The following is a 12,419-nucleotide window of genomic DNA, read 5'->3' on the forward strand; positions in this document are numbered from 1 at the left end:
GAGCGAACAGGGGCTGCTGCGCACGTGGTTCTTCATCCGCTACTGGCTGGAGGGCCCCCATGTCCGGCTGCGCCTGCTGCCGGCCGACGCGTCGGTGGCCGCCGAAGTCGCCCGGACGGCGCGGGCAGCGCTCGAGCAGTTCCTGCGAGAGCGCCCCGCCCTGTACGAGGAGGATCGCGACGCCAGCGGCGACCTGTACAAGAACATGTTCCTGGCCGAATACAGCGAGGAGCGCTGGAACGCGCTGTACGGTGCGGACGGCGCGATGCCGTTTCGGGACAACAACAGCGTCGCCCGCATCCCCTACGAACGGGAGCTGGACCGGTACGGCGGCCCGGCCGGCATGGAACTCGCCGAGTGGCACTTCCAGGAGTCCAGCGAGACGGTGATCACCCTGCTCGAGACCACCAATGTGCACGTGCGCACCGTACTGCTCGGCCAAGCCGCGCAGTTGACGGCGGGGTTGTGCTTCGCCTTTCTGCGGGACGAGGAGGCGGTGGCGCGTTTCCTGACCCGCTACCGCACGATGTGGGAGACCTCGTACCAGGAGCCCAGTGATAGCCAGCACGAGCGCTTCGACCGCAGCTACGAGCGGATGAAGGACCGGCTGGTGCCCCGGATGCAGCATGTGCGGGACAGCGCCCGGGACGACTCCGTGGCGTCGCCGACCAAACTGGAGCGGGCCTGGCTCGCCCACTGTGGCGAACTCCGTGACAGGGTAGTGAGGCTGGCCGATGCGGGGTCCCTGAGCTTTCGCGACGGTCCCGTGCAGGACCCGCAGACCGCGCTGGCCATCGTGCTCAGCTCCTACGTCCACATGACCAACAACCGGCTCGGGGTGAGCATCCTCGACGAGATCTACCTGTCCTACGTCATCTGCAACGCGCTGTCCGACATGGCTCCCCAGGAGGCGCTGCGGTGACCGGCACGACCTACGACCGGCCCCGGCTCCGACCGGAGGTGGTACTCGGCCCGGCCATGCGGTCCGGCCCGAAGACCGTGCACCACGTCAAGGACGCCCTCACCGGCTGCTACTACCGGGTCGGCCCGCGTGAGCACTTCGTCATGGGGCTGATGGACGGACAGCACACCCTCGAGGACATCGGACGCAGATACACCGACACCTACGACCGCAGACTCGGACCCGGGCACTGGCAGCAGATGTTCACCATGCTTGGGCGCTACCAACTGCTGGACGGATACGCTGATGATGCAGCTCTGGACAGGCTCAAGCAGGCCCACGAGGCCAAGCAGTCTGCACGGCAGGGCTGGCTGCGCCGACGTTGGGTGATCCTGCGCCCCGACGAGATGTGCGCCGCCCTGGCGAACCGACTGGCGTTCGCCTTCCGTGCGGCGTTCCTGATACCCGCGTTCGTCCTGCTGGCCGCTGTCCAGGTATTCGTCTGGACGCATGTCGCCACCCTGACCCACGAGGCGACGCATCAGAAGTCCTCGTGGATCACCCTGCCGCTGTCGGCGCTGCTGCTGTGGGGGATCACCGTGCTGCACGAGTTCGCGCATGGTGTGACCTGCCGTCACTTCGGTGGCACGGTCACCGAGATCGGGCTCAGCTGGCGGTTTCCCATGCTGACCCCGTACTGCCGCACGGACGACATCGTGTTGTTCCACCAGCGAAGGGCCCGGGTGGGCACGGCGTTCGCCGGCGTCTTCGTCAGTCTGCTGGCTCTGGTACCAGTGGCGGCCTGGTGGTGGCTGGTCGGCGACGGACCGCTCGGGCGTCCGCTCGTGGCCGGCCTGTTGCTCTTCGGCAGCGGTGCTGCCGCGATCAATCTACTGCCGATTCTACGATCGGATGGTTATGTGATGCTCACCCACGCGCTGAACATCGCCGATCTGCGTCGCGAGTCCTACCGGTTCTGGCGGCTGCGACTGCGCCGGCGCGACCCTGCCGCCCGGGAACGGCTCAGCACCTACCCGCCCCGAGACATCCGCACCTACGCTCTCTACGGAGTCGCGACGCTGCTGCTTCTCCTGTCGGCCTATTGCGCGTTGATGTGGGTGTGGTTCGGCAGCCTCCAGCGCTGGGTGGGGCCGGCCTGGGCGGTGGTGATCCTCGCCGCGGAGACGGCAGTGGTCGCCGGTGTTCTGTCGCTGGCCGCCCGCGGCCGCTCCGGCGAACGGCGGACCACTGATGAGTGACGGCGACGACATCGCGATCCGTACCAGCGGGCTGACCAAGCAGTACGGCCCGGAAACCGGCGTGTTCGACCTCGACCTGTGCATCCGCCGTGGGGAGGTCTATGGATTCCTCGGCCCGAACGGCGCCGGAAAGAGCACCGTCATGCGCATGTTGGTAGGGCTCGTCCGACCCACCTCGGGGACCGCCACGGTGCTGGGCCACCGGGCCGGGACCCGGAGCAGCCTGCGCGGGGTAGGCGCACTGATCGAGGCCCCGGCCCTGTACCCGCATCTGTCCGGCCGGGACAACCTGCGCATCCTCGCCGGATACGCGTCCGTACCCGCAGCCCGTATCGCGGAGGTTCTCGAAGAGGTCGGGATGGCCGCCAAGGCGGACGTCGCCTTCCGCGCGTACTCGCTCGGCATGAAACAGCGCCTCGCGGTGGCCGCCGCACTGCTGAAGGACCCCGCGCTGCTCATCCTCGACGAGCCGACCAACGGTCTCGATCCGGAAGGCATGGCCGGCATGCGCGACCTGATCACCGGTCTGCGCCGCGACAACCGCACAGTGCTCCTGTCCAGTCATCTGCTGGCCGAAGTGGAGCATGTGTGCGACCGGGTGAGCGTGATCCGCCGAGGTCGGCTGATTGCCGACGGCACGGTGGCGGAACTACGCCGAGGCGCCGACGAAGGCGGGCTGTCGGTGACCGTGGACTCGCCTGAGCGCGCCGCCGAACTCGTACGCCGGTTGCCGGCTGTGCGCTCGGTGGCGGTCGTCGACGGGGAACTGCGCGTGGTCGTCGACCCGCGTGAGGCGGCCGCCGTCAACAGGCTGCTCGTGGTGAACGGGCTCGAAGTCAGCGAACTACGCAAACACGTCCTCTCCCTGGAAGACGTGTTCTTCGATCTGGTCGAAGACCGTCAGCCCACCGGACCGGAACCCATGGAGGTGGTCAACCGTTGAACGGCGTCCTTCGGGCAGAACTGCTGTCGACACGCAAGCGTCCCGGCGTCTGGATCGTCGGCGGGGCGTGGGCCGGGCTGGCGGTGGCCTTCGGCATGGTGGTGCCGTACATCGTCTGGCTGGCCGTCAGGAACCGGCCGGTCGGCGCGTCGGGTGATCCGGAGAAGCTGATCAGCGGGCTGCTGCCGGACAAGTTCCTGTCCGGCACCGTGGACCTGTACCCGATGTTCGGCAGTGCGCTGATGCTGATTCTCGGTGCTGTCCTGGTCGGCGGGGAGTACCGGTGGGGGACCTGGAGCACGCTTCTGGTCCAAGGGCCCGGCCGTACCTCGGCGGTGCTCGGGAAGGCCGGGGCGGCAGCGGCGGCGGTGCTGTGCATCTCGGTGCTGGTGCTGCTGGTGAGCGCGGGGGCGAGCGGGCTCGTCGCGGCACTCACCGGCCGGCCCGCGCACTGGCCGGACGCGGTGACGCTGCTGGCCGGAATCGGCGCCGTCTGGCTGATCAGTATGGCCGCGGCGAGCCTGGGTATCTTCCTGTCGCTCCTGCTGCGAGGCACCGGGGCCGCCATCGGTGTGGGTCTGCTCTGGCTGCTGGCGCTGGAGAACCTGGTGTCCGGACTGGCCGGCACGCTGCCCCTGCTGAAAGGGGTGCAGGGGTTGCTGATCGGCCCGAGTGCGGGCTCCCTCGCCACGGCCCTCGACCCGTCGGGCAAGCCGAACAGTTCGATCCCTGGGGTCGTCTCGGTTTCCGGGCCGCTGACCGCGAGCGCGGTGCTGGCGGCGTACGTGGTGGTGTGCCTCAGCCTCTCCGCGCTGCTCGTCTCACGTCGCGATGTGACCTGAACAGCGACGTCGACTTTTCGGGGCCTCAGGGGTCGTTGGCGGAAAGAGTGAGGTTTCTTTCGGGTACGGGAGCAGCCGCACGGTGGTTTGAGCTCTGCCGCACTGAAATCTGGCTGCGGGACGCTGTGTTCAAAGGAGTGACCCGGTCGGTGCGAGTGGCAGCCGTGCCATGACCTCGAACCCCCCGCCCGGAGTCGGCTCGGCGTTGAGCTCTCCGCCGAGCAGTTGACAGCGCTCGCGCATGCCCAGGATCCCGCGGCCGGGTTTGTCCCGCATGCCTGTGCCCGTGCCGTTGCCGGACGGCCGACGCGCGGGGGCGCCATGGGAACCGGCGCGGCCCTGGTCGGTGACGCGGATCTCCAGATGGTCGATCCCCGGGTTCACCGCGACCGTCACCTGAGTCGGGCCGGTGTGCCGGATGATGTTGGTGATCGACTCCTGAAGAATCCGGTAGGCAGCGCTGTCCACCGCGCTCGGCAACGGCGCTGCGGGCGAGTTCACTTCGAGCGTGACGTCCAGTCCGGCGGCGCGTGCCTCGGCGGTGAGGTCGTCGATCTGTTCCAGACCGGCGTGCGGCACGGGGTCGTCACTGTCGCCACGGAGAACGCCGAGGATGGCTCGCATCTCCTGCAGCGTCCGGGAACTTGTCTGCTCAATGGTCTGCAAGGCTTCGCGTGCCTGTTCCGGTCGCTTGTCGAGCACGTGCGCGGTGACCCCGGACTGTACGTTGATGATCGCTATGGCGTGAGCGACGGTGTCGTGTACTTCGCGCGCAATCCGGAGTCGCTCGGCATCGACCCGCGCGCGTGCTTCTTCATCGCGGGTCCGTTCCGCCAGTTCCGCACGCTCTTGAGCGTCGGCCGCGATGACCCGCCGGGACCGGACAGACTCGCCGAGAGCCGTGCTCATGACCGACACACCGATGCGGAAGAACACCCAGCCGATGGCCTCGCGCGGCTCTACGTCGGCCGCTGCGAACAGCCACCCGGTGGCAAGGATCGCGGTGCCGACGCCGGCGATCGCCAATGACCGGCGTCCGTCACCGTAGGCGGCGACGGTGTACAGGGCGATCATGAGTCCGAGCCAGCCGTACCCGTCCGGGAACTCGAGGACGTAGTACACCAGGCTGGCGACTGCGGCGGTGGCGAACACCAGAACCGGCCACAAGCGGCGGACGGCCACGACCAGGCCACCCACCACCAGCAGCACGAATCCCAGGTATCCGAAGTCGCTGAACGAACGCTGTTCTGTCCCCCTGGCGGCGGCGAGGGTGACCGTGCCCTGCACCTGCATCACGGTGACGAAGAGCGCGAGCAGCACATCTTGGGTCAGCACCCGCAGGGAGAACGACCCGGGGCGGAGTTTCATACCGTGATCCTACTGTTCGGGTCCTCGGACAACGCTCCGCTCAGACGCGCGACTTGCTACGTCGACAGGCGCAGCGCGACACAGCCCGTTACGCCCGATTGCGTAGACATCACCATCCGTCGTCAGAGGCCGGGGCCGTCTTGCGTGCGGAACCATCGCCGTTGTGACCGATCAACCTCCCCATATCGAGAAGCGAGCCATGCCGCAAGGCTCAACCAGTGAGGAGCAGATGATGACAACCGAGTCTCCACGTACGGATGGAGCTCTGGCGGGACTGGGTCGCTTCTGTTTCCGTCGCCGCCGCCTGGTCCTCCTGACCTGGATCGTCGGTGTGATCGTCGTGGCGTTCGTCGGCTTCAACTACGGCGCCGCCTCCGACGACGACTTTTCCGGCGGAGACTCCGGGTCGGCCAGGGCGCAGGAGCTGATTGAGAAGCACTTTCCGGAACGGTCAGGGGACACGCTGACCCTCGCGATCAAGGCAGACAAGGGTATTGACGACCCTGCCGCCCGGCAGAAGATCGAGAAGGTCGTCGCCGACATCTCCGACTCGTCCATCACCGGGCCGGTGGTCTCGCCGTATCAGGACGCGAGCCTGGTGACACTGGATCGTCGTATCGCCCGTATGACCATCCCGCTGAGCGACAAGGAGGTGGAGAAGAGCGACGTCAAGCCCTTGGTGGACACGGTCAAGCACGCCTCCGACGACAGCGTTGCCTTCGGGCTCGGCGGGTATATGGCGGAGAAAGCGGAGACGCCCCCTCAGGGTCCGGCCGAGAGTGTGGGCATCCTGGCGGCAGCGGTGATCTTGTTCATCGCCTTCGGGTCGCTGGTGGCGATGGGCTTGCCGATCGTGACCGCCCTGCTGGCACTGGCGGCCGGCCTCGCGCTGATCAAGCTGGTGGGGCACGTGGTCCCCGCGCCGGGTTTCACTGTGATCTTCGGCGTGATGATCGGGCTCGGTGTGGGCATCGACTACGCCCTGTTCATCGTGACCCGCTACAAGGACAGCCTGCGGGACGGCGATGACCCCGAGACCGCAACCGTCACGGCCATCTCCACCGCCGGTCGCGCGGTGCTGTTCGCCGGCCTGACCGTCGTGATCGCGTTGCTGGGCCTGATCGTCATGGGACAGCGGCTGATGACCGGGGTAGCCGTTGCGACATCAATCGCGGTGCTGGTAACGATGATTGCCGCGGTGACCTTGCTGCCGGCGTTTCTGGGGTTCACCGGCTACAAGATCAACTCGCTGCGCCTGCCTCGTCGCGCGTCCCGCCGGGACCAGCCGGTCGATGCCCTGTCCCAACGCCGTACCCCCGCCGAGCGTTGGGCTGGCGTGGTGCAGCGCAGGCCGCTGATCGCTGCGATCCTCGCCGGCGGGTTCCTGCTGATGCTGGCCGCCCCCATGCTGTCGATGCGGCTGAGCCAGCCCGACGCCAGTGTCCAGCCCCGTGACAGAAGCAGCTATATCTCGTACAAGATCCTCTCCGAGGGCTTCGGTCCGGGCTTCGGAGCACCCCTGATCTTCGCCACCGAGGTCGACTCCGCGGACGCCGATCTGCGTCCTGTCGTCGCGGCGGTCAGCAGGACCGAGGGCATCGCCCAGGCCACGCCGCCTCAGGTCAGCAAGGACGGGCAGGCCGCCACCTTCACGGCCTTCCCCACGACCGGATATCAGGACGAAGCGACCGCTGACCTGGTGCACAAGCTCCGCGACGATGTGCTGCCCGAGGCGCCCGGTGGTGAAGCGGTCCTCATCGGCGGACCGAACGCCGGCACCATCGATGTCTCCGAGGAATCCGCCGAACGTCTGCCTCTGATGATCGGGGTCGTCATCGCGCTGTCCATGGTGCTGATGCTCTCGTTGGTCCGGTCGGTCACGATCGCCCTGCAGGCCGCGGTGATGAACGCGCTGTCGATCGGCGCCGCCTTTGGTGTGGTTGTCGCGATCGTGCAGTGGGGATGGCTCGGCACGGCCTTCGGTTTCCCCACCGAGATGCCGGTCACGAGCTGGGTGCCGATGATGATGTTCCCGGTCCTGTTCGGCCTGTCGATGGACTACCAGGTATTCCTGATCTCGCGGATCCGTGAGGAGTACGAGCGAACCGGCGACACCCGGGTGGCCGTCACCCGCGGGCTTGCACGAACCGCCAGGGTCATCACGGCCGCGGCCGCCATCATGATCTCCGTCTTCATGACCTCCGTGCTCGGGCCCGACGTCGCAGTCAAACAGGGGGCTGTGGGCATGGCCATCGCCGTGCTCATCGACGCCACCATCGTGCGGATGGTGTTGATGCCCGCGGTGATGGAACTGTGTGGCAAGGCCAACTGGTGGATGCCCGGACGCCGGGCACCGAAGACGGTCTCGGCACCCCCGGCCGAGGTGGAGGGAGGGGTCAGGGTCTGACCCCTCCTGCAGCCCGGATCCACCGTCAAGGTGGATCCGGGCCGACCCACCTCGCGCATGGCCGGCCGCGTGACGACGCCCCGTCGTACCTGCGCTTTCTCAGATACGCATCAGGTATCCGAAAGTAACTCCTTGTCCGTCCGTCGCTTGCTCACCGCCGCACCGGCAGCCCTGCTCGGGGTGCCGGCACGTGCCGCACCGCCAGCTGCACAGGTCTCGATCGCCGTCCTCGTGACGGCGGTCGGCGGAGTGCGCGATGAGGCCGGAACGGCCCGCTGCCGCACGGACGTCGACGGTCAGAGCGTAGGCCGCGTCCGCCCCGCTCACCCGGTGTCCGGAGCTGCAGCTCGTCAGTTACGGCATCCGGTGCGACGTCGTCCCGCCGCGCAGGCGATGGAGGGCTCGTCATCGGCCGACCACCAGCCGGCCGCCGGACTCCACACAGATGTCTCGGCGGACGGGCGCTTTCTGTGATGCTGCTGGACGACCGGGGTGCGCCATGCCGCCGGCCGCCTGACGGGACCGCCGCCGCGACGCTGCGGGATCACGGCTAAGGGCTGACGAGCCCTGTCCGATAGGCGATGACGACCAGTTGTGCGCGGTCCCGCGCACCCAGTTTCACCATCGCGTGGCTGACGTGGGTGCGCGCGGTGGCCGGGCTCAGGCACAGCTCAGTGCCGATCTCGTCGTTGCTCAGGCCCTGTCCCACCAGAGCCAGCACTTCACGTTCGCGCTGGGTCAGGACCGCCAGCAGGTCCTCGCCGGCCTGCGTGGCGACCCGTTGCGCGGTGAACTGGGCGATCAGGCGTCGGGTGATCCGCGGGGCGAGCAACGCGTCTCCGGCGGCGACGACCCGGATGGCATGGAGGAGTTCGGCCGGTCCCGCGTCCTTGAGCATGAACCCGCTTGCGCCGGCCTGCAGTGCTTCGAAGACGTACGTATCGGTCTCGTAGGTGGTGAGGATCAGGACCCGGACATGCTGAAGCCCATGCGTCTTGACGATCTGGCTGGTTGCCTGAATCCCGTCGAGCTTCGGCATCCGGATGTCCATGAGCACAACGTCGGGGCGGGTCGTACGGGCCCGCTCGACGGCCTCGGCACCGTCGGTGGCCTCCCCTACCACCTCGATGTCGTCCTCGACGTCGATCAGTACCTTGAACCCGGATCTCACGAGACGCTCGTCATCGGCGAGCAGAACTTTGATCGGAGCGTTGCCGAGCGAGGATGTGCCTGCTGCGTTCATAGGTGCGCCGTTCCGGTCGGCGCCAGGGATCGCATGCTTGCCAACGGCGTGGCTCTGCGTTGCATACCCGGGATCATACTGCCGGGGCGGGTAACACCGAATACTCGTCTGCCCGTGATCATCTACGGCGAAGAGCGCAATCAAACGCCAACCGCGTACGCAGATCTGCGTACGCGCAGCCGTCCGCTATCGGAGGACGGCTCGGGTCGTCGACGCGACGATTCCTTTCGTGAACCCGCCGACGGAAAGCAACACGTCCGTGACCACACCAACCCGAAGGCGCTCTTCGATGCATAAAACCATCGCCGGACTGGCGGCAGTGCTCATGCTCGCGATCGTAGTGCAGTTCTTCCTGGCCGGCAGCGGAGCGTTCGACACCGCGCCCAATGACGAGTCCTTCGGGCCGCACCGGGCGCTGGGCTACATGATCGTCCTCCTTGCGCTCCTGACGACGCTGACCGCCGCGCTGGCCCGCATACCCGGTCGGCTCGTCGGCATGACCGGTCTGCTCGCCGGGCTGGGGATAGCTCAGCCTGTGATCGCGATCATCGCCAAGGCATTCGGTGACACAGGAGACACCACGACCGCGGGTCAACTCGTCTTCGGCCTGCACGCGGTCAACGGGCTGATCATGATGGGCGTGGCCGGCAGAATCCTCCGCCAGGCGCGCGAGCTGTCGAACTCCTCGGCCTCCACCGTGCGGGCCGCCGTTGACGATGCTCGAGCTGCCGGGCCCACCCCGGGATCCGCTCAATGACCACGGCCCAGTGGATTGTCCTGGACCATGCCATTGCCCTGCTGGGCGTAGTGTCGTGGTTCGGGGCAGGCGTCGCGGCAGCCCTCCGGCGCCACCAACTCGGATTCGGACTGCTCATTGCAGCTGTCCTGGTCACGCTCACCCGGGCCGCCACCGTGTCGATCCTGGCCGGCCGAGGCTGGTGGTTCGTAGCGGACAAGGTGCTGCTGGGGCTTCCGTTGCTCGGCGTCGCCGGGGTGGCCGCGGTGCTCACCGCGGGGCCTCGGCTGTGGACGGCAATAAAGGCGGCCGGCGAGCGCCCGCCGGCAAGCTGCGTCGTCTCGCTGTTCACAGCCGCGTACGCCGCGCTGGCCGGCCTCGTGGTGACCTTCCTCGGCGGGTACCCCCTCACCTGGTCGACTGCGCTGACAACGGTCTCGCTCGTGTCGGCCGGCGCCGTGCTGACCGCCCGTGTCGTGGCGCGAGAGGCAGATGACGAGGGGGTGCGCGGAGAGACGGCTCGTCATCCCGCTTTCACCCGCCGGCGGTTCATCAACACCGCCGTCGGAGCCGGGGTCGTGGGTGCAGGGGGCGCAGGCGTCGGCCTGCTGTTCAGATCCACCGACTCGGTGGTGACCGGCGGCGGCCCAGGTCACTCGTCCAGCTCCCGTCCGGCACTGTCGGTGGCCGATCTGCGCGGGCTGGGGAGTCCGTCTCCCGGCGGTGCCAGGCACCGGCACGTGCTCACTGCGAAGGCGGCGACCGTACGACTGGGGTCCGGGCGTGAGATCGACGCGTGGACGTACAACGGCCATGTACCGGGCCCGGCGATCACCGCCACCGAGGGTGATGTGATCGAGGTGACGCTGCGCAACAGCGACATCGAAGACGGGGTCACACAGCATTGGCACGGCTACGACGTGCCGTGTGGTGAGGACGGTGTACCGGACCTGACACAGCGTCCGGTGGCACCCGGTGAGGAGTTCGTCTACCGATTCCGCGCCGATCAGGTGGGCACCTACTGGTACCACACCCACGAGGCATCGGACCCCGGCGTGCGCAAGGGACTGTACGGCACGCTCGTCGTCACACCACGAGCCGGACAACGGACGGATGCGCGCTCCGGCCGGCAGCAGGTGGACCTCACGCTGCCCGTGCACACGTTCGCCGGCATCGTGGTCGTGGGGGATCAGGACGGGCGCACTGAACAGACCGCAGCACCCGGTACCGCGGTACGGCTGCGGCTGATCAACACCGATTCGGATCCGCACCGGCTCACGCTGGCCGGGACTCCGTTCCGGGTCGCTGCCGTCGACGGCCGCGACCTCAACCATCCCGAGCAGGTCCGTGACGTGAGCCTGCGGCTGCCCGCCGGCGGCCGCTACGACCTGGTGTTCGTCATGCCGGACACGGCCGTCGCGCTGGTGCTCGACAACCACCGCGACACCGGGGTGACGCTGCACCCGGATGACGACGCCGAACGCGAGCCCCGGATCGAGGACACCTCCGATTGGCCGGAGCTCGATCTCCTGCGGTACGGAACGCCTGCTCGTGCCCCGTTCGATCCAGACGCCGCTGACCGGCACTTCACCCTCGTCCTGGACCGCGCGCTCGCAATGGTCGACGGCCGGCCGGCCTACGCACAGACGGTCAACGGGCGGGGGCACCCATCGGTCCCGGACCTGCTGGTCGCCGAAGGCGATGTCGTCCGGCTCACGGTCGTCAACCGAAGCCTGGAGACCCACCCCTGGCATCTGCATGGCCATTCCGTGCTGATCCTGTCCAGGGACGGGACGCCCTCATCCGGCAGTCCACTGTGGATGGACACGTTCGAGGTGCGGGCGGGAGAGGTATGGGAGGTGGCCTTCAAAGCCACCAACCCTGGGATCTGGATGAATCACTGCCACAACCTGCGCCACGCCGAGCAGGGAATGATGCTGCGCGTCGCCTACGACGGAGTGACCACGCACTTCGGATACGCACACGCCACCCACGGGTAGGAGTCAGCGGCACATCGGTGGAGCCGGGGGCGGTGCACCGGCTTCAGCGCAAACGTCCCGGCGTGAGCGTCGGCCGAAGCTCCGCGGTGGCGAGCCACCGCCTCCCGCCTGGGTGGATGGGGTTTTCGGCAAGGACAGGGGCGAGCCCGGGTTCCCCGATCCGGCCGACGAGTTGATCCACGACGGCAACGCGGCCGCCGTCCACCAGCGAGGACCGGCAGTTCTTCAGAATGCGTACGCAGCCGTCGTCGTCCCAGTCGTGCAGGATGTACTTCAGCACGTAGAGGTCCGCCACCGGAACCTCCTCGAAGAAGTCACCGCCTACGACGGTGAAGCGCTCCGCCAGCCCGTCGGCCTGGGCGGCCTCCGCGGCGGCGGGGACGATGTGCGGCAGGTCGAAAACCCCACCGTGAAGTTCCGGGTTGGCCTTCATCATCGCCCGGACGACATCGCCGGCGGCACCGCGCACGTCCATGGCGAGCTTGACACCCTTGGTGTCGAGAACGGCAGCGACATCCACGGCCGTGGCAACCGACAGGTTGGTCATGGACTTGGTGAAGAGGGACGCCTCGTCACGGTGGCCGGCGAAGTAGTCAATGTCAGCTCACCACTCCGGTCATGACAGAAACCGGCAACGTGATGAAGCCGGCCGTGAGCAGAAGCGCGAAGACATTGGCGAAGGACTTGAGGGCGCCGTCGCGGATACTGCTGCCGATGCCG

11 protein-coding genes and 1 pseudogene are annotated in these 12,419 nt (G+C 67.8%); 8 read left to right on the plus strand and 4 right to left on the minus strand.

The window, feature by feature from the left end:
- The 4 genes from VXC91_RS36785 to VXC91_RS36800 all read left to right on the plus strand — a co-directional run.
- On the plus strand, window positions 1–922 hold a 922-nt coding region (locus VXC91_RS36785), incomplete at its 5' end, for a thiopeptide-type bacteriocin biosynthesis protein (RefSeq protein ID WP_329511700.1).
- Window positions 919–2,160, plus strand: a complete 1,242-nt coding sequence (locus VXC91_RS36790; protein WP_329511701.1) for a M50 family metallopeptidase — start codon at window positions 919–921, stop codon at window positions 2,158–2,160. The genes VXC91_RS36785 and VXC91_RS36790, both read left to right, overlap by 4 nt.
- Window positions 2,153–3,103, plus strand: a complete 951-nt coding sequence (locus VXC91_RS36795) for an ABC transporter ATP-binding protein (RefSeq protein ID WP_329511702.1) — start codon at window positions 2,153–2,155, stop codon at window positions 3,101–3,103. Before VXC91_RS36790 ends, VXC91_RS36795 begins: the two co-directional genes overlap by 8 nt.
- Window positions 3,100–3,945, plus strand: a complete 846-nt coding sequence (locus tag VXC91_RS36800; RefSeq protein WP_329511703.1) for a hypothetical protein — start codon at window positions 3,100–3,102, stop codon at window positions 3,943–3,945. The genes VXC91_RS36795 and VXC91_RS36800 overlap by 4 nt, the downstream gene beginning before the upstream one ends.
- A 129-nt stretch (window positions 3,946–4,074) precedes the next feature.
- Here the strand turns inward: VXC91_RS36800 and VXC91_RS36805 are convergent, their stop codons facing one another.
- Window positions 4,075–5,313: a sensor histidine kinase gene (locus VXC91_RS36805; RefSeq protein ID WP_329511704.1), complete on the minus strand. Its 1,239-nt coding sequence runs from the start codon at window positions 5,311–5,313 to the stop codon at window positions 4,075–4,077.
- Between the two features lie 232 nt (window positions 5,314–5,545).
- On the opposite strand from VXC91_RS36805, the gene VXC91_RS36810 reads away from it, so the two are divergent.
- Together VXC91_RS36810 and VXC91_RS36815 are read left to right on the plus strand one after the other, a co-directional pair.
- A complete protein-coding gene (locus VXC91_RS36810) occupies window positions 5,546–7,720 on the plus strand; it encodes an MMPL family transporter (RefSeq protein WP_329511705.1) in 2,175 nt (724 codons plus the stop codon).
- 132 nt (window positions 7,721–7,852) lie between these two features.
- Window positions 7,853–8,194: a hypothetical protein gene (locus VXC91_RS36815; RefSeq protein WP_329511706.1), complete on the plus strand. Its 342-nt coding sequence runs from the start codon at window positions 7,853–7,855 to the stop codon at window positions 8,192–8,194.
- Window positions 8,195–8,270: 76 nt separating this feature from the next.
- Here the strand turns inward: VXC91_RS36815 and VXC91_RS36820 are convergent, their stop codons facing one another.
- Window positions 8,271–8,963, minus strand: coding sequence for a response regulator transcription factor (locus tag VXC91_RS36820; RefSeq protein ID WP_329511707.1), 693 nt, complete (start codon window positions 8,961–8,963; stop codon window positions 8,271–8,273).
- 289 nt (window positions 8,964–9,252) lie between these two features.
- On the opposite strand from VXC91_RS36820, the gene VXC91_RS36825 reads away from it, so the two are divergent.
- Complete coding sequence (locus VXC91_RS36825; RefSeq protein ID WP_329511708.1) at window positions 9,253–9,720, plus strand: DUF6220 domain-containing protein; 468 nt, start codon at window positions 9,253–9,255, stop codon at window positions 9,718–9,720.
- Window positions 9,717–11,699 (plus strand): multicopper oxidase family protein, encoded by a 1,983-nt coding sequence (locus VXC91_RS36830; protein ID WP_329511709.1) that lies wholly within the window; start codon window positions 9,717–9,719, stop codon window positions 11,697–11,699. The genes VXC91_RS36825 and VXC91_RS36830 overlap by 4 nt, the downstream gene beginning before the upstream one ends.
- A 43-nt stretch (window positions 11,700–11,742) precedes the next feature.
- On the opposite strand, the gene VXC91_RS36835 is transcribed toward VXC91_RS36830, so the two are convergent.
- Both VXC91_RS36835 and VXC91_RS36840 read right to left on the minus strand, forming a co-directional pair.
- Window positions 11,743–12,297 carry a methyltransferase gene (locus tag VXC91_RS36835; RefSeq protein WP_329511710.1) on the minus strand — a complete coding sequence of 185 codons (555 nt, stop codon included), beginning with the start codon at window positions 12,295–12,297 and terminating at the stop codon, window positions 11,743–11,745.
- 1 nt (window position 12,298) lies between these two features.
- A pseudogene (locus VXC91_RS36840) lies at window positions 12,299–12,419 on the minus strand (succinate dehydrogenase); the annotation flags it as partial.

Origin of the sequence: Streptomyces chiangmaiensis, from assembly GCF_036281785.1 — a bacterium.
GTDB lineage: Bacteria > Actinomycetota > Actinomycetes > Streptomycetales > Streptomycetaceae > Streptomyces > Streptomyces chiangmaiensis.

What these genes read in the sequence shown, in the direction of transcription:
- VXC91_RS36825 (WP_329511708.1), top strand. Translation starts at nt 9,253, where the DNA reads ATGCATAAAACCATCGCCGGACTGGCGGCAGTGCTCATGCTCGCGATC.
- VXC91_RS36820 (WP_329511707.1), bottom strand. Translation starts at nt 8,963, where the DNA reads ATGAACGCAGCAGGCACATCCTCGCTCGGCAACGCTCCGATCAAAGTT.
- VXC91_RS36805 (WP_329511704.1), bottom strand. Translation starts at nt 5,313, where the DNA reads ATGAAACTCCGCCCCGGGTCGTTCTCCCTGCGGGTGCTGACCCAAGAT.
- VXC91_RS36795 (WP_329511702.1), top strand. Translation starts at nt 2,153, where the DNA reads ATGAGTGACGGCGACGACATCGCGATCCGTACCAGCGGGCTGACCAAG.
- VXC91_RS36830 (WP_329511709.1), top strand. Translation starts at nt 9,717, where the DNA reads ATGACCACGGCCCAGTGGATTGTCCTGGACCATGCCATTGCCCTGCTG.
- VXC91_RS36810 (WP_329511705.1), top strand. Translation starts at nt 5,546, where the DNA reads ATGACAACCGAGTCTCCACGTACGGATGGAGCTCTGGCGGGACTGGGT.